The following is a 22,334-nucleotide window of genomic DNA, read 5'->3' as shown; positions in this document are numbered from 1 at the left end:
CCGGGTGGTCCGGTCCTCCGCGATGTTGATCGCGCTGGGTGTGACGACTGACGTGCAGGTGGAGAATCAGCCAAGTTAGCGTGAACGCAGTACTCTCCCTCCATCCATCGTGGTGCCTGCGGCGGGGGCTCGACCAGCAGGCCTGATTTCCTGGGGACTACATGCGCTCAATCGCCATAGGTGCCGCTCTGTCCGGCGCCCTGGCACTCGCCGTCGCAAGCGCTCCAACGGCTCAGGCCGACGAGTCGTGGGGCGGCGACACAACGATCACCAGCGTCACGGTCAACGGTGGCAAGCCCATCGTGGTCGGCATCTCCAACGAGGTCACCTTCTCGGCTTCGGTGACCGCCACCGATCCGGACGGAATCGCAACGGCCCGCGTGTTCGTGTGGCACGGCGGCCCCAAGGAAGAAGACACGGACATGACGGTGCCGTTCGGCCGTCCTACGTGCACAGCCGTCGACGCCGCGACGAAGACCTGCGTCGTCCCCTTCACCCTCAACCCCCGCGACCTGCAGAAGAACTCTTGGGCCGGGCAGTGGAAGGTCGGCGTCGACGCCTACGACAAGGGCAACGGCGGCATCTCTCTGGATGCCTACAAGTACACGAACATCCAGCGCTACTCGAAGCTCAGCGTCAACGCTTCGCCGGAGCCGGTCACCAAGGGCAAGACCATCACCGTCACCGGCAAACTGACCCGCGCCAATTGGGAGACCCACGACTACCGTGGCTACACCAATCAGCCGGTCAAGCTGCAGTTCCGCAAAGCGGGAACAGACACCTACACGACGGTCAAGACCGTGTACACCAACAGCACCGGCAACCTGAAGACCACCGCGACAGCTGCCAGCGACGGCTACTGGCGCTACTACTTCTCCGGCACCAGCACGACCGCGACGGTCAAGACCGCCGGCGACTACGCAGACGTGCGGTAGACAGAGGTATCACGCACTGATCAAGCCCCCCACCAACGGGTTCTCCGTCGATGGAGGGCTTGATGCTGTGCTGGGGCCGTCAGCTGCTTGGCTGGGCCGTCACCCAGCAGCCGCAGCTGTTCCGCTGACATCCAACGCTGACATCAACGAGCCCGGACGGCGGCATACGGCAGCGCCCGGCAATGGCACCCGCGCACAGGTTGGACCGCAGCCACGCAGGCGCGGGATCGAACTCCTAAAGCGGATGTCATCGCACCACGGAGCGCCCTCCGGAGGCCGTGGAAGGGCGCTCAACGATGACCAAGGTGACAACTGCCGACAGCTAAGCAGCAGGTCACAGCGTTGATCGATGACGTGACCGCAGGTCGGGAACCCGGCGTGTCGGTTCTTCGGCTACTGAGGGATCCTCAGGACTTCGCTTGACCCGTCGGGCAGACCTCAGCGGGCGGCATCGCAGTCAGTGTGGCGCTCTCCAACCTGCGAATGAGCTGCCACACGACGACAACCGAGAGCGCAGCGGCACAGATGTCCAAACCATCGCTGAACATGATCTGTCGAAGGGCATGGCGAGCCTGGCTGGCGGTGACCGCCTTCTTCAGTGCCTTGGGGGCATCGTTGTATGCGTTCGCCGCGACGAGGACGGACAGCCACCATGCCGTGAGCAGGGGATGTCCGCGACGACGCTGCGATTTCGGCCGGCTGGCAGCCCACAGGTCGTTGATGAACATCTTGGGTATGAAGAGCTGCGCCACCGGGATCACCCAGCCGAAGACCAGCCACGCCCTGTGCCGACGCTGGCCCTGGCGCCAGAGCACATCCGCGACTTCGCGCATGTCGGCGAGCCAGATGCTGAACTGAAGCAGGGCCGCGAGGAGCAGACCTGTCCGCCAGCCCATCAGGTTTCTGAAATATGTGTCGACCTCGACCAATGGGTTGTCGACGTACGGTCCCGGCGCCAGCGATCCCGCCAGCAGTTGGTACTTGTGCCACGCTGCCAGCCCAGCCGCGACAGTCACCACCGCGAACACGGCGAGCGCGGCGGAGGCAAACCGGGCCTGTCCGCGCGGCACCCTAACGGCTTCAGCCACTTCACACCCCCTGGAAGCCGCCCGTTCGGACTTCCCGCAGGTCGGCAGCGGATCTTAACTCCCAAGGAAGCTGATGCCACAGCGTCTCGCCAGATCAAGACTTCCCTGTCAAGTTCTGCGTGTTGAAGCAGGCGACCGGCCACTGGACGGGCGCGCGTACTACCCGCAGGCCGCCCTTGGACTGGTTCTGGACTCGCTCGATGGAGACCTGACCCCCGCTGCCGTCTCCGTGGAAACGGAAATCAAGGCATTCACCGGCTGACCGCAGGCGCCAACGGCAAGAGTCCAGAAATCGACCACTCAGACGGTGGCATCCTGCTGTTCCAGCCATTTGGTAATCAGCTGGTTTGTTTCCTCAGGCATTTCCTCCTGGATCCAGTGCCCGCAGTCCAGGCCGACAACTTCCACGTTGGGCACGAACTCTGCCAGTTTTTCGAACCTCGGGCCGAAGGGGTCCCGGTCGCCGTAGATCATGAGGGCGGGCTGCTTGATGATCGGGTCCGCGTCCGCCAGCTGGTGCCAGTTGCGGTCGAGGTTCCGGTACCAGTTGATTCCGCCGGTGAATCCCGACGTTTCGAACCCGGAGATGTAGACGGCCAGGTCGCTGTCGCTCATGATCGGCTCACCGGGGGGTGTTTCCGCCTTGGCGAGGTTGATAAATGCCATGCCCGGCTCAGGGGGCGCCGGGGGAACGTTCTTCCGGTAGAGGTTGCGGATGAACTGGGAGGGGTTGGCATCGAACAAGGCGTCCGCAACGCCCGGCTGCCGGTTGAAGTGGACGAAGTAGAAGTCGCCGCCGAGGAACTGTTCCATGACCTCGATCCACGGCTTTTCACCGCGCACCTGGTAAGTCAAGGACAGGTTGATCACCTTGTTCACACGGTTGGGGTGCAGCAGGGTCAGTCCCCAGACGACGAACGCACCCCAGTCATGGCCGACGAAGGTGGCGTCTTCGTATCCGTAGTGGTCGAGGAGCGCGACGAGGTCGCCCGACAGGTGCTCGATGTCGTAGTCGGTCACTTCGGCCGGGCGGGATGAGTTGCCGTAACCCCGCTGGTTCGGTGCGATGACGTGGTAGCCGGCTGCGGCGAGGACGGGCATCAGATGACGCCAGGAGTACGCGTGCTCAGGCCAGCCGTGGCAGAGCACGATGGGCTTTCCCTTGTTTTCTCGTCCTGCTTCGAAGACTTCGAGTTCCACGCCGTTGACCGGAACAATGGTGGGCTTGGGGAAATCGCTAGAATTGGTCATCGTGTTTCCTTATGCCTTTCGGGGTGATTGGGCTTAGGTGAAGTTCCCGAAGAGTTCGGGCTGTCTGTTGAATCACGAACTCTTTGCGTGGGGGCCCCTGTGCGGAATGAAAGCCTGACACTGAGATCGCCGAGACGCGAGACGACGGTTACGCTTCGTGACAGGGCCTTCTTGGGGCTCCCTATAAGCCTCCGCGGGCCTTGATGCCCTTGATCTGCGCGTTGGCCGAGCGGTCGATCATGATGGCCGCTCGGACCTTGCCATCGACGCGACCATCCGCTCCAAGCGGGCCAGCCGCGTCTTCTCGGTACGGGCGGTGACCAGACCGAGGTACAGGGCGAACTGGTCGGACTTGCCGAGCGTCTCGTAGAACGCCCGCGCCGCCGGATTCGCGTCGAGCGCCTCGATGAGATCCGGTGGTGCGGTGGCGTTCTTCTGCGAGGCGTAAGCCGTCTCCCAGCGGCCGTCCGCCCGCGCCGCCTCGACCTCGGCCAGGCCGCGGGGGCGCATCCGGCCTGCCACGATCAGGACCTCGGCCTTGTCGACGTTCACCTGCGACCAGGCGGAGCGGGGGCGGCGGGGTGTCGTGCGCTGCAGAAAGTACGAGTCGTCGAAGCCTCGCCGCTGACCGTCGATCCAGCCAAAGCAGAGCACCGTGTCGACCATCTCTTCCCAGGTGAGCGACGGGATGCCGGTATGCTTCTTGGCGATCTTCACCCAGAGCGCGGCCTTCTCCCCGTGATGCTCTTCGAGCCACGCCTCCAGCTCGGCCGGGCTCGCGGGGGCAAGGATCTCGACGCCGTCCTCGCGTTTCTGCATAAACCGCAGACTAGAGGCCATTTAGGACAGATGGTGACCTAATCAAGCGACCTGCTCAGGCGGCCTGACCGGTTCACTACTTGGCGAGCTTCGCCCTGCTTGGACTACGTCCGCGAGTTCAACACGGCCCTCGCCCCGTGGCGGCGCGAGCCGGCCGTCCGTGACTTCATCCACCGGACCCGCAAGGAACTCGGCGTCGCAGCGTGAAGCACCGCCGGGCCCTGCGCAGGGCGGAACGTACTCAGCCCCGGCCGGGCGGCCGGGGCTGAGTGGGCAGGACGTGCACCACCGGATCCGGGTCGGTCAGTTGCTTGCGGAGCTGCCGGTTCTCGATGGTCAGCTGGTTGACGGCTCGGATAAGGGCCTCTCGGTCGGCCCGGAGCTCGGCGAGCTCGGCTTTGTCTGCGTCCCTCAGTTCTTTGAGCTTCACGATCTGCTTGCGCACGCGTGCTTCCGCGTCGGTCGGCTGGCCGCGCTCTTTGACCTTGGCGTAGAACTCCCTCTTCAGGTCCAGGTGGCGCTGGGTGAGCGCGTTGCGCGGGACGCCGGCCTCCTCTGCCAGGGCGACGACGGTGAGCGGCACGGTGAGCTGACATCAGTGACTGACATCAACAAGCGTGAACGGGGCTGGCCATCCACGCGACCGCCACTAGGGATAGCCTTCCGGTCCGTTCGAAGGCCTCTGGAGGCGCCCGGTGCACACCATCGCTTTCCTGCTGCGGAGCGCGCTGGGCCTTGGTGGCGGTCTGGTGGGCATCTGGGAGCTGACCCGCCAGGCTTCGGGACCGGGCTGGAGGAAGCTGCGGGTCTTCTCTGCGGTGGCGGCTTTGATGCTCGCTGGGCTGCTCGCCGTCTAGAGATGGCCAGTCGGCTTGCCCCTCTCGTGCCCGTTCGGTCGGGAAACAGCGGGGAACAGCGGTCGCTGGCGGACGACGCTCACGAGAACGTCTCCTGACCGAGTTACTTGGTCAGGAGACGTTCACCTGCGGTGGGTGTGGGATTTGAACCCACGGTGACATCGCTGCCACGACGGTTTTCAAGATCGTGGACTAGAGCTGAGGCAGAGCCGCACGAAGATGTATCCAGCTTCGAACCATGCGACGCCCGAGGCCGCGAACGTCTCCCGCTGCCGCAGCCGATGCCAACGCAGCGGCGCGACACACAGGGCGGCATGCGCGGCTGAGCGAGCGCACCAGATGCAAGTCGGTAGCCCGCTGTGGCTAGGGCGGATGACATCATCTCGGTCTGTCCGTCTCCGTCGTGGGGCTGGGGGTTGGGTGCTGTCAGGGGGCCGTTGCAGCGGTCTTGGGATCGGTTGGATCAGTGGCTGAAGGTGATGGCGCCGCTGAGCCGGGCAGCCCCGTGGCCGGGAGCGACCTCGGCAGAGATCGTCGACGCCGAACGGACCGTCCGGCTCGGCCTAGGCCCGTTGCCACCTCGGTGGTTGGGGCGCTGCGGGAACCACTCGCCGATGAGCTCGCGGAGAGAGGAAGCAACTCGGGTGAAACATCCCGCCGCCCCCACCGCATCTAAATGGTGTAGGCGACGAGGCAAGGGGGAGTTCGGCGGATGAGACGGTCCCAGGAGAGCGGCTTCCGGGAGTTCGCGGCGGCCCGCATGGGGCATCTCTTTCGTTCGGCATGCCTGTTGACCAGCGGCGACACCTATCTCGCCGAGGATCTGGTGCAGGAGACGCTCGGGCGGATGTATGTGGTGTGGGGCCGGTCGTCGAAACTCGGCAATCCGGCGGCGTACGCGCAGACCGTTCTTGTGCGTGTCTTTCTGGCGCACCAGCGGCGGCGTTCGTCGGGGGAGCGGCCGAGCGACGAGATTCCCGAGGTATCGGAGACGGCCGCGCAGGGAGACGCCTCGCTGCGGCTCATGCTCCTGGACGCGCTGCGGAAGCTGCCGGCGAAGGACCGGGCGGTGGTCGTGCTGCGGTACTGGGAGGACCGGTCCGTCACGGAGACTGCGGACGTCCTCAACGTCAGCTCCGCAGCCGTACGCACCCGCAGTACCCGTGCACTCGCCCGTCTGAGGGTGCAACTAGGCGACAACATCGGAGAGTTCGCCGCGCACTGATCAGCCCGACTGACTTTTACGAGAAACGGTGGTGGTTTGGCATGTCTGGAAAGCGGGAGGACCTGGACCCGTTCGAAGGCGGGCTCGGTGACGCGCTACGCCGCACCGGGGAGGACTTCTCCGTGGAGGGGCTCCCCCTGGTGGACGGCGGCGTCGCGCGCGGCCGGCGGGGGCTGCGGCGCAGGCGGGTCGCGGCCGTGACCGGCAGCGTCGCGGCGCTCGCCGTCGTGGGGTTCGGGGCGTCGTACACCACAGGGGCGTTCGGCGACAGCTCGGGGCAGGGCAGGTCGGGCGTGGCCGCGCAGCCGAAGGTGCAGGAGACCGGCCCTTCGACGAAGTCGTCGCCCGGCAAGGGGCCGCAGCTCTCGGCACAGCAGGTGATCGAGAGGTTGGAGGGGCTGCTGCCAGAGGGGAAAGTCAGCGGGCAGACAGGGCGTGGCACGGCCGACCGGTTCGGGCCATCGGCGCACCTGGTCTTCGACGATGGCAAGGGCAAGGCTGCGATCGGCGTGAGCGTCGGCGCCATCGACCCGGACGGCACGCAGGCGGTCCAGCAGCTCGAATGCCCCGACAAGATCTTCGTGCCGTACGACTCCTGCCGCAATGAGACGCTTGCCGACGGTTCGCGCCTGATGGTGTTGCGCGGGTACGAATACCCTGACAAGCGCGTGGACACAAAGTGGTGGCACGCCTATCTCGTGACCCCCGACGGCTACACGGTCGATGCCAGCGAGTGGAACGCGCCCGCAGAGAAGGGCGCCGATGTTTCACGGGCCGAACCCCCGCTCACCGTTGGGCAGTTGAAGGGACTCGTCACCTCCGACGCGTGGCGGCCCGTGATGAACGCTCTGAGAAAGGCGGCCCCGGAGCCGGTACAGCAGCCGCCGGCGCAGGGGCAGGACGGCCAGGCGATCCTGAGAAAGCTCAAGGCGCTGCTGCCCGTGTCCGCGAAGGTGGCCTCCGAGCACGGTGACGACGGATACGCGTACGTCGTCGTGAATGACGGTAAGGGCGCGAGCCTGGTGCAGATCAACGTGCAGCCGAACATGTCCGACGTGGAGGGGGAGCTGTTCGGGTCCGGGGCGGAGGTGCTGCCGGACGGGACGAAGGTCGTCACGCATCAGGGCCCGGGCGAGAAGGGCGGTGCGGGCGTGGTGATGTGGACCGCCGACACCATCCGCACGGACGGCCTCCGGGTCGTGGTGTCCGCGTTCAACTCCGGATCCCAGAACGCGAAGGCCACGCGGCAGACACCCGCGCTGACCATGCAGCAGCTGAAGTCGGTCGCCACGAGCGGGAAGTGGGCCGGAAGGTAGGGCCGTAGGCAGCGCACCTGCTCCTTCCGGTAGTTCGGGAGGCGGATCACCCTTCAGGGTGCCCGTCTCCCTCTTCGTGTCGCACAGGTGAGCGTTGCGCGGCGCTGTTGCCTGAATCTGCCGGCCTCGGCGGATCGCCGTCGTGTATGCCGTGCGCCTGCGCGACGTCCCGCTCAGCCGTCACGCGGGCCCTCTACGAGTCGCATGACGGCAGTCTCTGACGGCAACGCCGGCAAACCGGAGCGATCTTGATCGCATCCCGGGATCCGCACTGCACCGTGCCGTAGGTTCGGCACCCGGGTGAGTAGATGGCGCGGTCGAACTCCCAAAGCGGGTGTCGCAGGTTCGAATCCTGCCGGGGCACCAGGCAAAAGGCCCCGGGCCGATCATGGTCCGGGGCCTTTGACATTTGACATCAACGGGGGTGGTCAGTGAGGTTTCCTCAACCGCGGTCACTTCCATACTCCGTTGAGGACGAGTGCGGCGCGGGCTATATCGCCGCACCACGTGGCACGGGACATCGAGCGTGGCACCATAGGTGACCACCGTGAAGCCTCTGGTTTCAGCAGACATGATCTTGTGGTGAGACCTGTCCTACCAAGGGCCTCACGCTTGCCTCCGAATTGGGGCTCACGCATCTACAGGCCATCTGTGAGCGAAAGGTCCGCGTGGACACCGAACTGGGTTCCGCAGTCGTCCTGATCACCGGTGTGATGGCGGCGGGGAAGTCCACCGTGGCCGACCTTCTGGCCGGGCAGCTGCACCGGGCCACTCACGTGCGAGGCGACGTCTTCCGACGAATGATGGTCTCCGGCCGGGAGGAACTGCTGCCCGAGGAGACCGTCGAGGCCAGGGCCCAACTGGAACTGCGCTACCGGCTGTCCGCGCTCGTGGCCGACGAGTACGCGCGCCACGGATGGACTGCGGTCGTCCAGGACATCGTCCTGGGGAAAGACCTGCCCCAGTATGTTGCCAGGGTGCGTACACGCCCGTTGTACGTCATCGTGCTGGCTCCCTCCGCCGCAGCCGTGCAAACCAGAGAAGTGATGCGCCCGAAGACCGGGTACGGCCTCTGGACGGTCGAGGCTCTCGACCACGCCCTACGCAAGGAGACCCCGCGCATCGGACTCTGGCTGGACACCTCGGAGCAGACACCGGACGAGACGGTCTCGGCGATTCTCGACAACCTCTCTGCCGCCCGCGTGTAGACCAGCTGACCCAGGCGTGCCGGAGGCTCTTCTCCCTGAGAAAACCTCACTCAGGGCCTGGGCGTCTCTTGAGCAGCCGGTCCATGTGGCTGATGGCCTCGCGCTGCGTGTCGTGGACGACGTGCGTGTAGACGTCCATGGTGATGCTCATCTGGCTGTGCCCGAGGATCTCCATCACGACACGGGGCGCGACCCCGGCCGCGGTGAGGAGCGTCGCGCAGCCGTGCCGGGCATCGTGCAGCCGGACGACGCGGAGGCCGGCGGAGTCGGCGACGCGGGTGAAGGAGCGGTACACGTTGCGCGGCTCGACCGGGCGACCGGTGCGGGTGGTGAAGACGTGGCCGTTCTCCTCCCAGGACTCCGCCGCACGCTGCTTCGCGGCCGCCTGGCGCATCCGATGCCAGCGCAGCGGCGGGATGCACATCGCCGGGAGCGGCAAGCGGCCCGCCAGAGCGGCGACCACTGCGTGACATCCTGCCATGCCTATTGAACGCGTTCAATTACCCGTATGATCGCAACAGTTTCTGTCCGGGTCGGCGTCCGTCGCGGGTTCTCGGAGCCTCTTCCGGGATCCGGCGCTTGACTCGACCATTGAGACTCCACCGACCTTGATCTTTCTCTGCTCGCAGAGTCGGTTTTCTGCTAGGAAGCTGTCATGGAAGCAGCGCTGGTCGGACTTGCGGGCACAACGGTGGGAGCTGTAACCGGCTTTGCGGGCGCATGGCTTGCTCAGCGCGGACAGGTACGTATCCAGCATGAGCAACGACTGCATGCAGAACAGGTGCGCTGGCTGGATGACAAGAAGGGCCTGTACAGGGACCTCTTGATCAGGCTCTATGGCTGGCACGACTCGCTGGCCTCCATCCTGAAGGATGAGGACGACGGGAAGCTCTTCGACAACCGGTCGACCGCTTACAAGTGGATCGTCGAGGCATCTCTCATATCTGGCGACGAGGTTCGTTCCGCTGTGAGTGACGTGCACCGTGCCCTGCTTCGCGTCCAGACAGTGATCTCCGACAGCTCCTCAACGGCGGACGAGTGGCCACTTCAGGGTGTGGAGGATGGCCTTTCAGCGCTGGAAGACGCACTGCGGGCCGAACTGGCTATGCCGGCGCGCGTAGGTTCGCGCCCCCGGCTGGGCCGCCGTTGAGGAGGTACGACGTGCCACGACCGCGCCAGATCGGGCGGGGATCCACGGGGAACTGCGGTGGCTGGTAGCGACAGCAGTCAGCATCCACCGAAATCGTCCTGCCGCAGGCCAGGGCCCAACTCGCCCCACCTCGCCCCTGAAGCGGGGTCGCAGGTTGGAATCCTGCCGGGGGCACCAGGCAAAAGGCCCCGGACGGATCACGGTCCGGGGCCTTTTGACGGCACCATTTGACGGCAGTTGTGCCTCAGGCACCCGGCAGACGGCGCTTGAGCGGGCGGCCTATGTGGCTGATCACCTCCCGCTGGGTACCTCTATCCGGGTCGAGCCGCTCCGCCGCCCTTCACGTGTCCAGGTACCCGGAACACGTTCATCGGTTGTGCCGTTCGTCTGCGGCGACGGCGGGGAGGCGAACCGCTACGCGTGGCAGGAAGTAGCCGACGAGGGGCCCCATGCACAGTGCGATGAGCACGGTTCCGACCCCGACAGTTCCACCCAGAAGCCAGCCGACGCCGGCGACGGTGATTTCGATGCCGGTGCGCACCGCCGCGATGGGCAGGCGGGTGAGCCGGACGAGTCCGGTCATGATGCCGTCGCGGGGGCCCGCTCCGAACTGTGCACCGAGGTAGAGCGCGTCAAAGAAGGCCAGTGCGACGAGGCCGAGTACGAGGTATCCGATCTCGCCAAGTGTCCCCTGGGGGTGGGGGAGCACGGTGGCGGTGGCATCTGCGGCGAAGCCGACGATGGCGACGTTGAAGAGTGTGCCCAGGCCAGGCAGCTCTCGCAGGGGAATCCATGCGAGAAGCACAAATACGGAGATCAGGTTTGTCGTCCAGCCGAAGGAGAATCCAAGAGCCTTGGCAGCGCCCTCCGTGAGCACGTTCCAGCTGGCTGGTCCCAGCCCGGTCTGGACGAGCATCATCACGGCGGCCCCGTACCCCACCAAGCCGACCAATAGCTGAGGGATACGACGCGCCTTTCGGCCCGCCCGGATTTGGGCGAAGGCGTTCATGCGGGTCATGAGGGGCTGGTCGTGACGAGCCGGGGTGGAGGGGTGCGCAGCGGAAGCAGGAGGTGCCATAGGGCAAGCCTGTGGGGCATCTGGACCTGGGTTCCATAGCCAGATTGATTATGCTGGCTGGGTGAAAGTTACTTCGCACGTGGTAGCACGCATGTTGGGGACCTGGCAGGAAGGGCCCGGGCCGGCGCATCAACGCCTCTCCGACAGGTTGCGGCTGCTGGTCCTGGATGGACGTCTCTCGCTCGGCTCGGCCATGCCGAGCGAGCGTGACCTGGCCATCGCACTCTCCACCAGCAGAACCACCGTCGGCACCGCATACCGCACTCTGGTCGAGCACGGATACCTCGCCACACGGGCGCGCGCCAGGGCGACCGTGCGGCTCCCCGATGACACGCCACCCGAGCGCCAGGCCGGCACGAACTCGGCGACCATCGACCTGTCCTTCGCTGCGCCTCCCGCGCCTGTCGAAATCCTTCACGCTGCGTTCGCAGCCGCTCTCGAACAGCTACCACGACACTTCGAGCGGCACGGCTACGACCGAAACGGCACCTCAGAGCTGCGCGAAGCAGTGGCCAACCGGTATCAACGGCGCGGACTGCCCACCCCGCCCGATCACATCCTGATCACCAACGGCGCGCAGCACGCGCTTGCCCTTCTGGTGCGAACACTCGTGTCGCCACGCGACAAGATCCTGATCGACCATCCGACCTACCCGCACGCGATCAGCACGTTCACTGAGGCGCGGGCTCGTCTTCTACCCGTCGCCGTAACGTCTTCAGGCTGGGACACTGCGCAACTCCACGCAGCAAGCCGAATCGCGAGTCTGGCCTACCTGATACCTGACTTTCACAATCCGACAGGGCTGTGCATGCCTCCGAGCGTCCGCCAGAGCCTCAGACTCGCGTGTCCCACAGTCATCGACGAAACCATGACCGACCTGGCCCTGGACGGAGCAAGCCCGGAGCCCTTCGCGATCCACATGCCGACCGCCATCAGCATCGGCTCGGTCTCCAAAAGCATCTGGGGCGGACTACGCATCGGCTGGATCCGCGCAACGCCCTCTCTCCTGGAACGCGTCCAACAGACCCGTTACGCCACGGATCTCGGCACCCCTGTCGTCGAGCAGCTCGCCACAGCCATCCTCCTGAACGAAGACCAGACCCAGCGGCCCGGCACACTCCAGCAGCTGAGGTCGCAACGCGACGCACTGCGCGAAGCACTCACCGAGCACCTGCCCGACCTCCACGCCCCGCAACCAGCCGGCGGCATGACGCTATGGGCAACCTTCCCCCAGCCCATCAGCTCACGGCTGGCCGCAATCGCGCCCGACTACGGAGTGTCAATCGCAGCCGGACCACGATTCGGGGTCGGAGGCGCGTTCGAACGCAACATCCGACTGCCGTACACGCTCCCTCCGAGTCAGCTGACCCAGGCAATCCTCAGACTCGCACAGGCAGAACAGGCACTCACCCGAGGCGCTACAGGAGCTCACAGCCCCGCGCCCGTTGCATGAGCGTCGGCAACGTCACGACCGCAACAACCAGTTAGCCGTGCATCGCGGAGTTGTAGACGTACAGGGCGATCACACCGGAGACGCAGGCGAGGATCACCCATGAACCGAAACTGGTGTGTTTCCCACTGCCTTTGGGCCGCGCGGCCTTCCCGGCCTGCTTGGACCGCCCAGGCGCTGCCCGCCTCGGCGCGACCGGCGCCACATCGGCCGCCGCCTCGGCGAGCAGGCGACGGCAGGTCGCGGCGAGCACGCCTGTACCGGCGGAGAGGGGCACCACGGCTTCCGAACGCGCCGGAGCGGTGGTGCCGCCGTCCAGGATGCGCCCCGCGCGTACAAGGACCTCGCCCTGGCCGCCCGCCGGAGCGAGGCTGATCCACCGCCGTACATGCTCACTCCGGATGACCACACCGCCGGACCGCTCCCGGTACACGGTGTGTTCCCGCCACAGTATCTTCGCCAACTCCCCAGCGCTGTCCATCAGTTGTGTGCCCACAACCCCTCCCCCTCCACCCCGCGGCGAATCGAACAAGCATTGCACTGTAACGGCACGCGCAGAGCGGGGGTCCAGCAGTCCCCCAGTGGCCGGGCCGCCCCCGGGCATGGATCTAGTAGCACTGGGACACATCAGCCTGGTTGCACGGGAATTGACCAGGAGGCGGCGGCCTTGCGCATCGCCGCAGGTCGCAGGTCGCAGGTCACAGGTCACAGGTCACAGGTCACAGGTCACAACCGTGGACGACGTGCGCGTAGACGTCCACGGTGATGCTGATCCGAATGTGCCCGAGGATCTCCATCACGACGTGGGGCGTGCGCCCCCAGCCGCGGTGAGCCCTGGAGGAGCGTCGCGCGGCCCTGCCGGGCATCGTGCAGCCGGACGACACGGAGGCGGGTACGGGTACCTCCTGCTGGAGGACGTGGCGAAGAGGCGCATAATGCCGGCGCGTTGAGGAACCGCCAGGTTCGGCACACGCGCCGTCGCCGGAGCAACGTCGCGCAACTACATCGAGAAGGCAGGGCATGGAACCGGATCCCTCGATTTGGGAGTTGCCGTTCGCGATACGGGATCTTCCGAACTGGTTCTCCAAGGCCCTCGCGCCGGCGCTTGACTGAGCCATCAACGGCGACTCGGAGAGCCTTCTCGTTTCACAGAGGCGATCACGACGGATACGACGGCGGTCACGACGAGGCTCCCCACCATGACCATCCCCACGCCGACCATGAAGAGGCCGCTGGAGTCGTCAGACCAGTCGTAATAGGCGGCAATGGTCAGGCCGACCGTGATGCCGAGCACAGCACCTGCGATGTAGCGGCGGGATACCGCCCCGTACACCAGCGGTAGCAGAGTGAGCACCAGCCCGATCACCTGCCACGCCTCGTACGGGCCGGTCGTCGAACCGTCAGGGTGCACGTCACGATGCTGGTCCCAGCCCAGCCAGGCAGCCCACACCGCTGGCGCCAGCACAGCCAGCACGAGGACCGCCAACAGCTGGGGAACCAGATTCAGTAGTCGTTGTCGCATGGCCCGAGCGTTCCGGCTCGTACCATGGCCGACCAGGGCGCAAGTACTCAACTCCGCCCGAGTACTTTGGCCGACATCCGATGTCGGTCGGCTTCGGAAGCTGCCGTCCGACGCGCATCGGAGCCCACGGCATCATTTGACGGCAGTCGCGTCTCGTTGCCTGCAGGCCGGGTCATCGCGTGGACTTCATGACGCACCCCTGCGCAAGCCTCGGTCAGCCTGTTCCTCCTTCAGAGCGTGCTTCGCCGGTGTGCCGGGTCTCGCGGGTCAACCGGTACGACTCCCCGCCCAGCCGGATCCGGTCCTCGTCGTCCACGTGGCAGCCCAGGCGTTCCGGGAGGCCGCGCAGGTACGCGACGGCGGGGCCGGTGAAGCGGACCCTGCCGTTGCCGAGGTGGGTGATGCCTTCGGGCTCGGCGAGCGCGGCGAGCCAGGTGGCGTGGGCCCGGTGCACCTCGGCGGTGTACGTGGCGTCGGAGCCGGCTCGCTGTTCCAGGGCGAACAGGACGTCCCCGTAGCGGGCGTGATCGAGGACGGCGCGCACGGCCTCTTCGACGCTCAACAGGCCTGCGTCCACCTGGTCGTTGGCGAAGACGCGGCCGGGACGGGCTCGGGCGTACGCGAACCAGGTCCCCGTACGCGACGGGATGACGTAACCGACCGGATAGCCACCGGGGAGCCCGTCGTCCACGCATACATACACGATCTCCGCGGCATCGCTCCGCTCGCGTGTGAGGAAGAGCCTCCGCTGTTTCAGCAATCTCGTGAGAGACCTGTCGATGACAGTCACGTCCGTATTCCTTCCTCGGAGGGGCGGCGGCCACTTCCCCCGCCAACGGCCGCCGCCCGGCACAGCGCGCCCTCCGGTACTTCCCCGCGGTTGAACCCCGGGGTCTCGATGGGCACTTGCAAACCATGGCGGCACACGCTGCAATGCCAATGAAATTCTGATGATGCGCGGAGCGGAGCGGAGGCTTCGGGTGGGCGCGGGTTCTTGTCGACAGCTCCGGCTTGCCGTGCTCGGGCCGGTGCGGGCCTGGCGTGGCGGGGCTCAGCTGCCCCTGGGGCCCGTCCGGCGACAGGCCGTGCTGGCCGCGCTGGCGCTGCGTCCTGGCTTCCTGGTGAGCCACGAGCAGTTGCTCGACGGGGTGTGGGGGGCCGAGCCACCGAGAACCGGCCGGAAGGTACTGCCCAGCTACATCTACGAGTTGCGGCGGACCCTCGACGCGGAGGGCACCGGGCCGGCGGATTCGGTGATCCGCGGGGAAGGGGGCGGGTACCGCCTCGTCGTCGACGATGTCCAGCTCGATGCGGCGGACCTGGCCGAGCACATCGAGGGCGCTCGGCGCGCGAAGGCGTCCGGCGATCCGGCCACCGCGGTGGACCGGTTGTCGGCCGCACTCGCCCTGTTCGACGGCGAGCCGCTGGCCGGGCTGCCCGGACCGTTCGCCGACGTCGAACGGCAGCGGCTGCTGGAGCGCCTCCTCAGGGTTCGGGTGGAACGGCTCGAGTGCTTGGTTCTGCTCGGCCGATTCGCCGATGCCCTGGACGATCTCGCCGCCCTGTCGGCATCCAGTCCGTACGACGAGTCGCTGGTGGCGTTGCGCATGCGCGCCCTGTACGGCAGCGAACGTCAGGCGGAGGCCCTGACCGTCCATCAGGACATGTGCGAGCGGCTGCGTAACGAGCTCGGGGTCGATCCTGGTGCTGAGCTCCGTCGGGTACATGAAGCGGTGCTACGTCGGGACGACGAACTGCTCCTCGGTCGCGCCACGGCGCGCTCCGCAGCTCCTTCCACCCGGCCCCGGCTCGGCCGTACAGTCAATGAACTGCCGGGCGACGCCGGCCACCTGATCGGGCGGGAGACCGAGCTGGCGCAGCTGATCGCGCCTTCCGCGCCCGGGTCCGTATCGATCGTGACGGTGGACGGCACGGCCGGGGTCGGCAAGACCGCACTCGTCGTGCGCGCGGCGCGGGAGCTCAGCGCCCATTACCCGGACGGCTGCCTGTTCGCGGACCTGCGCGCGCACAGCACGCAGCGGCGGCAATCGCCGGAGCAGGCGCTGCAGCGGCTGCTGCGATCGCTCGGCGCGGCCAAAGGCGAGTTGCCGAGCGACCTCGAAGAGCTCACCGCGATCTGGCGCGCGGCAACGAGCCCGCTGCGACTGCTTCTCGTACTGGACGACGCCCTGGACGCCGACCAGATACGACCGCTGCTGCCGGCCGGGGCGGGAAGCAGGGTGCTGGTGGCCGGCCGACGCCGGCTGGCCGAACTCGACGCCGACCGACGGATCACTCTGGAGCCCCTGGACAGCGGGGACGCGGTGTCCCTGCTCACGCACATCATCGGAGAGGAGCGCGCGGGCAGGGAGCCGGAAGCGACGCATCAGCTGGTCGCGCTCTGCGACGGGCTGCCGCTGGCACTGCGCATCGCCGGGTCGCGGCTGCAGAACCGCAGCACCTGGACGGTGGGGTACCTGGCGGGCCGCATGGCGGGCGATGAGCACCGGCTCGGCGAGCTGAGCGTCGGGGATCGCAGCGTGGAGGCAGCCTTCACCCTGTCGTACGAACATCTCGCACCCGAGCAGCAGCGCGGATTCCGGGCCCTGGGCCTGGCACCGACGGTCGAGTTCGACGTGCTGACGTCGGCGACCATGCTCCATGGGCCGCCCGACGCCACCGAGCAGATCCTGGAGAGCCTGGTCGACACGAGTCTGCTGCAGCAGCCGCGTCCGGGCCGCTACCGATTGCACGACCTGGTTCGCGTGCACGCACGACACCTCGCGGAAGCCGCGCCCGCCGAAGCCACCGCCGCACGCACAGCCGCACTCCGCCTCTACCTGGACGCGGCCCGGATCGCCAGCGACTGGGACTCCGGCAACTTCCCCACCGGACCTCAGCCCGATGGAGCACCGTTCACGACCTGGCAGGAGGCGGAAGCCTGGCTGGACGCGGCCGGTGGAGAGCTCGCCGACGTCGTCGGACACGCCGCGGCCTTCGGCGAAGCCGACTACGCCTGCTGGATCGCCGAGGCGATGGTCGACTACTTCGTACGGCAGGGCCGCTACCACGAGTGCCAGACAGCTCTCGAGATCGCACTCGACCACGTGGACGAGGCAACCGACGAGCGGATGGCCGTCGCACTGCGGAACTGCTTGGGCTACACCGCCGTACACCAACGCCGGTACACGCAGGCGCGCACCTGCTTCACCGAGGCGCTGGACCTCATCCGACGCCGCCCCGACCCGTACGAAGAGGCCCGGACTCTCGCCGGGCTGGGGGCTCTCGACCTGAGTGTGGGCGACGGTGACCGGGCGATCCGCCATGTCACCGCGGCGGTGGACCTGGCCGAGCGACTGCGCAATGACTGGGTCGCCTCGACGGCACTCGTCATCCTCGGCCTCACCCACCAATTCGGGGGACGGAACGAGGAGGCGCTGGCCTGCTTCGCCGAAGCCCGTACCCACGCCGAGACGGACGGCAGACCGCGCATGCTCGGCAGGCCCCTGAGCTGCGCCGCCGACGTCCACCTCCGCCTCGGCCACTACGGTGAGGCCAAGAGCCTGTACCGCGAGGCGATCCGCCTGGTCGAGCAGGTCGGGGACATCTTCCTCTGCGCGCGCAGCCTGACCCGGCTGGGCACGGCGGAGCAGGGCGAGGGAAACCCGGGCGCGGCCATCGCCCTCCATCACCAGGCCCTCCTTCAGCACCAGTTGCTGAACCCGCTCACCGACCCCAGCTGCGACTGGCTGGAGATGGACATCCGTAGCCGTCTGGGCCGCGCCTACCTGGCGACAGGCCGCGTCCGCGAGGCGCGCGAGCAGTTCCGGACGGTGCTCGACGTGCACGGCGCCCGTACACACCGCGCCGACCGTGCACCGGCGGCTGACGGGCTCAAGGGCCGCGAGCCCCGGTAGAGGGTCATGCCACGAGCTGGTGGCCGCGTCGGGGTGGCGGGCTCCGGCCGAGGGGAGCCCGGCTGAGAGGTGCGTGACGGCACACCTGTCCCGTACAACCCTGGAGGCCCTCCAGCAGTCCACGTGTGCACCGAACGACGTGGGTACACGTGTACGCGCCTGAACGCCTGCCCACACGTGCACCGGCGCCGATCGATCAACCGAATTCCGATGCCGTACCACCGGCATCCGGCCTGCCGCAGGAGAAGAAGACCCGCATGCACCAGAGCCTCCGTATCGCCACCGCCACCGCCGCCGCGGCCGCGCTCACCGGCGCGCTGCTCGTCGCCGGCGCGGGCGGCGCCTCCGCCGCGCCTTCCGGGCTGCAGGGCGACTTCAACGGCGACGGTTACCGCGACCTCGTCATAGCCGCGCCCATCGGCAAGATCTCGGGCAGGGAAGGGGCCGGCTACGTCACGGTCGTCTACGGCACCAAGAGCGGCCTCGACAAGTCCAAGCACAAGGTCATCAGCCAGGCCACCACGGGTATCCCCGGCACTCCGGAGTCCAGTGACTACTTCGGTGACCGGCTCACCACGGGCGACCTCGACGGCGACGGGTACACCGACCTCGTGGTCGGCGTGCATTCCGACCGGATCGGCTCCACCGACTCGTACGGTGTCCTCACCGTCATCTGGGGCGGGGCGACCGGTCTCACGACCGGCACCGACATCGCGTCCCCGCTGCCCCAGTACCGGAACGAACTCGGCTGGGCCCTGGCTGCGGGCGACTTCGACGGCGACGGACACACCGACCTCGCCGCCGGCAACAACTCCACCCCGAGCCTGAACATCTTCAAGGGCCCCATCTCCCGTACCGGCAAGGCCGCTGCCCTCGTCGGCATCGACACCACCGCGGCCACCGGCATCTACCCGGACAAGCTCGTCGCCGGCAACGTCAACGGGGACGGTGCGGCCGACCTCCTCGTCATGGGCCAGCAGGAGAGCGGCAACGTCTACGCCACTCGCAGCGTCCTCTACAAGGGCAGCGCCACCGGCCTCAAGGCGTCGAGCAAGCTCGCGGGCGGCTACGCGGCGGCCATCGCCGACGTCGACAAGGACGGTTACGGGGACATCGTCACCGGAAATTTCATGGAGAAGTCCGCCGAGGAGCCGAACGGCGGTCCGGGCGGTGCGGTCACCGTGACGTACGGAAGCGCCTCCGGACTGTCCACCCGGACCCCTGTCCGGATCACCCAGGACACCGCCTCGGTCCCGGGTGCCGCCGAGAAGAACGACCGCTTCGGGTGGAGCGTGTCCGCGGGTGACACCAACGGCGACGGGTACGCCGATGTCGCCGTCGGCGCCTCGGGCGAAGCCCTCGGATCCAAGCAGTCGGCCGGCTCGGTCACCGTGCTGCGCGGCTCGGCCAAGGGACTGACCGGCACCGGTTCGAAGAGCTTCTCCCAGGACACGGCGGGGGTCCCCGGCGCCGCCGAGGCCCGTGACGAGTTCGGCGGCTCCGTATGGGTCACGGACAGCAACAACGACGGCCGAGCGGAACTGGTGGCCGGTGCCGCCGCGGAGAACAACGGCGTCGGTTCGGTCTGGCTGTTCAAGACGGGGACCAGCGGCATCACGGCGACCGGCTCGACGGCCTTCGGCCCGGGATCGGTCGGCGGACCTGCCGGGATCTCCTACTTCGGCGACGTTTTCGCCAACTGATCGCCCGGGCTCAGCAGGAACCCGGGCCCGGGTCGTGCCCACGTACGCTCAGGTTCTGCACCTGTGCGTACGTCGGTACGTCCCCGTCCACCGGCCGGCCCGTCCGGATGTTCGCCGCCACGGCCATCGCCTCCCCGAGCGTCGCCCGGTACAGCAGCGAGCCGAGACTCACCCTGCGTACCCCCAGCTCGCCGAGCTGGGCGACTGTGGGTCCGGACGGCGAGTAGAGGATGTTGAGGGGCGCGTCCAGGCTCTTCACCAGTGCGGCGATCACGGTGGGGTCGGTCAGACCGGGGACGAAAACACCGTCGGCGCCCGCCTGTTGATACGCGTCGAGCCGACTCATCGTTCCGGTCGTCGCCGCCTCCCGGTCGCCCAGCCAGTGCGTGTCGGTGCGGGCGTTCACGAAGAGATGCGGGACAGCGGCCTTCACCGCAGCGATCTTCGCCGCGTGCAGCTCCACAGGGGTGAGTGTGCCGTCGCCCCTGCCGTCCTCCAGGTTGATGCCGACCGCCCCCGCCGCCGCCAGTTCACGGGCCAGCTCGGCCACCTCGGCCGGGTCGTCGCTGAACCCGCCCTCGGCGTCCACCGAGAGCAGGTACGACCCGGAACCCAGTCGCCGGGCCAGAAGCACGGTCTCCGCGCGAGTCGCTCCCGTACCGTCGGGCAGTCCGGCCGCCGCGGCCACCGCGAGGCTTGTGGTGCCGATGGCGGGGAAGCCCTGCTCGCTCAGGGCCGCCGCCGAGGCGTGGTCCCAGGCGGTGGGGAGCAGCAACGGCGACGCGGTCGTCGCGCGGTGCAGGGAAGTGAACGCCGTGAAGGCGGCGAAGTCGGTCATGGTGTCGGGGTCCCTTCGGCGCGCTCGGGCGTGCGGGCGGGTGCGAGGTCTCCTACGGCGTCCGCGTAATAGGTCGATTCCGCTACGTGAAAGGCGAGTTGGCGGAACGTCCAGCCGGTGCCGGGAGAACGGTCCAGCTGCTCGGGCGTCAGCGCCTCGAGACGGTTCACCCAGATCCTGGCCAGTCGGGTCAGCCGGCTGCGGGCCTCGTCGAGGTCGGCCCCGGTGAACGGGGCGAGGTCCGCGCCGGTGGTGGCCGCCGAGGCGTGCCAGTGGTCCGGCTGCGTCTCCTCCCCCACGAGCCGCGCCTCCATCTCGGCGAGGTGGTCGACCAGATGGTCGGCGACGCGGCGGATCGCCTTGTGCGGGGTGTGGACGCGGTCGTCGGCGGAGATGGGACGCCCGTTCCAGGCCGTCCAGGTCGCGGCGAGGGCCAGGACGTGGTCGACCATGTCCGCGACGACCCCGGCAGGGTCGCGGTCGTCGGTCTCCGGGGCGGAGCCGGGTGCGGTGCCGGAGGTGGAGCCGGTCGTTGTCGTCATGGTTCGACGCTAGAGGCGGGACTCTTCGGTGGCCGCCGAACCGTGCCGCGATGCACTGCGTCAGGACGATGTGACGCCCCGCGGCCTCGGCCGACGACCCGGGGCGGCACAGCCCGGGCACCAGTAACCCTCCTGCTGGACGTACTTCCAGCCGAGCTCCTCGATGTGCGGGGAGGCAATGGTCGCGCTGTGCAGGACGTGACCGAACAGGTCCGACTCGATGTCCGGCGGCGGGTCCGCGATGACCATGTCGAACACGGCCCGCGCCCGGCAACCCCGGCGATCGCACAGAAGATGGAACCGCACAGGGCCGGGCGGCTCTCCGTCGGTGGTCAGGCTCATGCGTCCACTATGACTCCCGAGTCGGACGGATGGCTGCCGTTCCGCCCGACATCCCGGCAGTCGGCCTCAGCGGCAGTTCACCCTCAACTGCGCCGCTGCGTGATGCGCGCCGACCAGTTCCTCGTCACCCCAGTCGCGCCCCCGGTCGATCAGCTGCACCGCGAACGTGTCGCCCTTGACCGGGTAGCTGCTCACATCGACGGGGGTGCCGCGATGCACGGTCTGACGTACGGCGAAGCCCGTATACGCGGAGTCCGCGTCATCCGGATTCGAGAGCACCCGGTACACGGTGGGGTTCCCCGCCACGTCGCGGTCGCGGCCGCTGTCCGGCACGAAGACGGTCAGCGCGCACTCGCGGTAGCCGCCGCCCAGGTGCCAGGACCAGGTGGCGGTGTTGCCCCGGTCCTGGGTCGTGCTCCCCGACATCGGCACGGCGCTGAACCGCCCGTCGCACGTACTGCCCCGGTAGCCGCCCGAGTCGACCGTGTACCAGCCGTCGTCACCGTCCTCGAACCGGCCGTGCTCGCGGTACTCGCCCGTCGAGCAGCCGGGGCCGGCCCAGGCCGTGTACATGTAACCACCCCTGCCCGGCGGGTACTTGGGAGTACGGGACGGGCTGGGCGACGCTGGCGACGACGGCGACTTCGAAGAGGTGGGTGCCGGGTCCGGGCTCTCCGTGCCGGACGGACCGATCCGGGTCGGGGCGCCGCCCCCGATGCCGTCCGGCGGGATACCCGCGCGCCCCACCGCCCCCGTACGCCGGCCGCTGTCGTCGCCGCCTGCAGAAGCGAGCAGCGAGGCGCCCGTGACCAGCGAGCCGGCCACCACCACAACTCCCGCCGCCAACAGGGCCTTTCTGCTCCGCGGCAACGTGGACAGCCGGCCCGCAAGCGTCTCGCGGGCGATCCAGGAACCGTCCCCGCCGGCCGACCGGGCCACCGATCCGCAGTCCGGACAGACCAATCCCGGCAGCGCACCTCGCTGTTCACTGCCGCACCGTTGGCACCTCATGGCAGCACACCATGCCAGGGCAACGCCCCCGGAGGGAGAGACCGTGCACGATTTACTCGCTCTCTCCTTGTCTGCGGTTCCC

Annotated in this window: 21 protein-coding genes and 1 pseudogene; 9 read left to right on the top strand and 13 right to left on the bottom strand. The window is 67.8% G+C overall.

Going from position 1 to position 22,334, the window contains the following annotated elements; all coding sequences use genetic code 11:
• The first annotated feature begins 161 nt into the window (after positions 1-161).
• On the top strand, positions 162-935 hold the full coding sequence (locus OHB49_RS24665; protein WP_329163078.1) for a calcium-binding protein: 774 nt from the start codon (positions 162-164) through the stop codon (positions 933-935).
• Between the two features lie 407 nt (positions 936-1,342).
• Here OHB49_RS24665 and OHB49_RS24660 read toward each other — a convergent pair whose 3' ends face one another.
• The 4 genes from OHB49_RS24660 to OHB49_RS24645 all read right to left on the bottom strand — a co-directional run bounded on the left by OHB49_RS24660 (position 1,343) and on the right by OHB49_RS24645 (position 4,676).
• On the bottom strand, positions 1,343-2,023 hold the full coding sequence (locus OHB49_RS24660; protein WP_329163075.1) for a DUF4328 domain-containing protein: 681 nt from the start codon (positions 2,021-2,023) through the stop codon (positions 1,343-1,345).
• Positions 2,024-2,323: 300 nt separating this feature from the next.
• Positions 2,324-3,274 (bottom strand): alpha/beta fold hydrolase, encoded by a 951-nt coding sequence (locus tag OHB49_RS24655; RefSeq protein ID WP_329163073.1) that lies wholly within the window; start codon positions 3,272-3,274, stop codon positions 2,324-2,326.
• 237 nt (positions 3,275-3,511) lie between these two features.
• On the bottom strand, positions 3,512-4,093 hold the full coding sequence (locus tag OHB49_RS24650; RefSeq protein WP_329163072.1) for a YdeI/OmpD-associated family protein: 582 nt from the start codon (positions 4,091-4,093) through the stop codon (positions 3,512-3,514).
• Positions 4,094-4,334: 241 nt separating this feature from the next.
• Positions 4,335-4,676 (bottom strand): hypothetical protein, encoded by a 342-nt coding sequence (locus OHB49_RS24645; protein ID WP_329163071.1) that lies wholly within the window; start codon positions 4,674-4,676, stop codon positions 4,335-4,337.
• 112 nt (positions 4,677-4,788) lie between these two features.
• On the opposite strand from OHB49_RS24645, the gene OHB49_RS24640 reads away from it, so the two are divergent.
• The 4 genes from OHB49_RS24640 to OHB49_RS24625 all read left to right on the top strand — a co-directional run bounded on the left by OHB49_RS24640 (position 4,789) and on the right by OHB49_RS24625 (position 8,699).
• Entirely contained in the window at positions 4,789-4,950 is a 162-nt protein-coding gene (locus OHB49_RS24640) for a hypothetical protein (protein ID WP_326607329.1), read from the top strand.
• Positions 4,951-5,662: 712 nt separating this feature from the next.
• Entirely contained in the window at positions 5,663-6,175 is a 513-nt protein-coding gene (locus OHB49_RS24635) for a SigE family RNA polymerase sigma factor (protein ID WP_329163069.1), read from the top strand.
• Between the two features lie 41 nt (positions 6,176-6,216).
• Positions 6,217-7,491, top strand: a complete 1,275-nt coding sequence (locus tag OHB49_RS24630) for a hypothetical protein (RefSeq protein WP_329163067.1) — start codon at positions 6,217-6,219, stop codon at positions 7,489-7,491.
• A gap of 668 nt (positions 7,492-8,159) precedes the next feature.
• Positions 8,160-8,699 (top strand): AAA family ATPase, encoded by a 540-nt coding sequence (locus OHB49_RS24625; RefSeq protein WP_329163066.1) that lies wholly within the window; start codon positions 8,160-8,162, stop codon positions 8,697-8,699.
• A 46-nt stretch (positions 8,700-8,745) separates the two neighbouring features.
• On the opposite strand, the pseudogene OHB49_RS24620 reads toward OHB49_RS24625, so the two are convergent.
• Positions 8,746-9,138 (bottom strand): annotated as a pseudogene (locus tag OHB49_RS24620) (tyrosine-type recombinase/integrase); the annotation flags it as partial.
• 216 nt (positions 9,139-9,354) lie between these two features.
• On the opposite strand from OHB49_RS24620, the gene OHB49_RS24615 reads away from it, so the two are divergent.
• Positions 9,355-9,849: a hypothetical protein gene (locus tag OHB49_RS24615; protein WP_329163065.1), complete on the top strand. Its 495-nt coding sequence runs from the start codon at positions 9,355-9,357 to the stop codon at positions 9,847-9,849.
• A gap of 367 nt (positions 9,850-10,216) precedes the next feature.
• Here the strand turns inward: OHB49_RS24615 and yczE are convergent, their stop codons facing one another.
• Positions 10,217-10,867 carry a membrane protein YczE gene (gene yczE, locus OHB49_RS24610; RefSeq protein WP_329163063.1) on the bottom strand — a complete coding sequence of 217 codons (651 nt, stop codon included), beginning with the start codon at positions 10,865-10,867 and terminating at the stop codon, positions 10,217-10,219.
• A 121-nt stretch (positions 10,868-10,988) separates the two neighbouring features.
• Between yczE and yczR the strand changes: the two genes are divergently transcribed.
• Positions 10,989-12,380, top strand: coding sequence for a MocR-like transcription factor YczR (gene yczR, locus OHB49_RS24605; protein WP_443079669.1), 1,392 nt, complete (start codon positions 10,989-10,991; stop codon positions 12,378-12,380).
• A 31-nt stretch (positions 12,381-12,411) separates the two neighbouring features.
• On the opposite strand, the gene OHB49_RS24600 is transcribed toward yczR, so the two are convergent.
• From OHB49_RS24600 to OHB49_RS24590, 3 genes are all read right to left on the bottom strand, one after another.
• Positions 12,412-12,858, bottom strand: a complete 447-nt coding sequence (locus OHB49_RS24600) for a hypothetical protein (protein ID WP_329166604.1) — start codon at positions 12,856-12,858, stop codon at positions 12,412-12,414.
• A gap of 636 nt (positions 12,859-13,494) precedes the next feature.
• A complete protein-coding gene (locus OHB49_RS24595) occupies positions 13,495-13,899 on the bottom strand; it encodes a hypothetical protein (RefSeq protein WP_329163059.1) in 405 nt (134 codons plus the stop codon).
• Between the two features lie 214 nt (positions 13,900-14,113).
• Positions 14,114-14,689, bottom strand: coding sequence for a hypothetical protein (locus tag OHB49_RS24590; protein WP_329163057.1), 576 nt, complete (start codon positions 14,687-14,689; stop codon positions 14,114-14,116).
• A 160-nt stretch (positions 14,690-14,849) separates the two neighbouring features.
• Between OHB49_RS24590 and OHB49_RS24585 the strand changes: the two genes are divergently transcribed.
• A complete protein-coding gene (locus OHB49_RS24585; protein ID WP_329163055.1) occupies positions 14,850-17,816 on the top strand; it encodes an AfsR/SARP family transcriptional regulator in 2,967 nt (988 codons plus the stop codon).
• Positions 17,817-18,073: 257 nt separating this feature from the next.
• A complete protein-coding gene (locus OHB49_RS24580; protein ID WP_329163054.1) occupies positions 18,074-19,519 on the top strand; it encodes an FG-GAP and VCBS repeat-containing protein in 1,446 nt (481 codons plus the stop codon).
• A gap of 10 nt (positions 19,520-19,529) precedes the next feature.
• On the opposite strand, the gene OHB49_RS24575 is transcribed toward OHB49_RS24580, so the two are convergent.
• The 4 genes from OHB49_RS24575 to OHB49_RS24560 form a co-directional block, all read right to left on the bottom strand.
• Complete coding sequence (locus tag OHB49_RS24575) at positions 19,530-20,357, bottom strand: isocitrate lyase/PEP mutase family protein (RefSeq protein ID WP_329163051.1); 828 nt, start codon at positions 20,355-20,357, stop codon at positions 19,530-19,532.
• Complete coding sequence (locus OHB49_RS24570) at positions 20,354-20,899, bottom strand: hypothetical protein (protein WP_443079557.1); 546 nt, start codon at positions 20,897-20,899, stop codon at positions 20,354-20,356. The genes OHB49_RS24575 and OHB49_RS24570 overlap by 4 nt, the downstream gene beginning before the upstream one ends.
• A gap of 60 nt (positions 20,900-20,959) precedes the next feature.
• The gene (locus tag OHB49_RS24565; protein ID WP_329163049.1) at positions 20,960-21,241 is read right to left on the bottom strand and encodes a hypothetical protein; all 282 of its coding nucleotides are present in this window, start codon (positions 21,239-21,241) and stop codon (positions 20,960-20,962) included.
• 66 nt (positions 21,242-21,307) lie between these two features.
• Positions 21,308-22,252, bottom strand: coding sequence for an adhesin (locus tag OHB49_RS24560; RefSeq protein WP_329163047.1), 945 nt, complete (start codon positions 22,250-22,252; stop codon positions 21,308-21,310).
• Positions 22,253-22,334: the final 82 nt, after the last annotated feature.

The sequence above is a fragment of the Streptomyces sp. NBC_01717 genome, assembly GCF_036248255.1.
GTDB lineage: Bacteria > Actinomycetota > Actinomycetes > Streptomycetales > Streptomycetaceae > Streptomyces.
The sequence above is the reverse complement of the archived record's forward strand: the minus strand, read 5'-3'. Positions and strand labels throughout refer to the sequence as shown.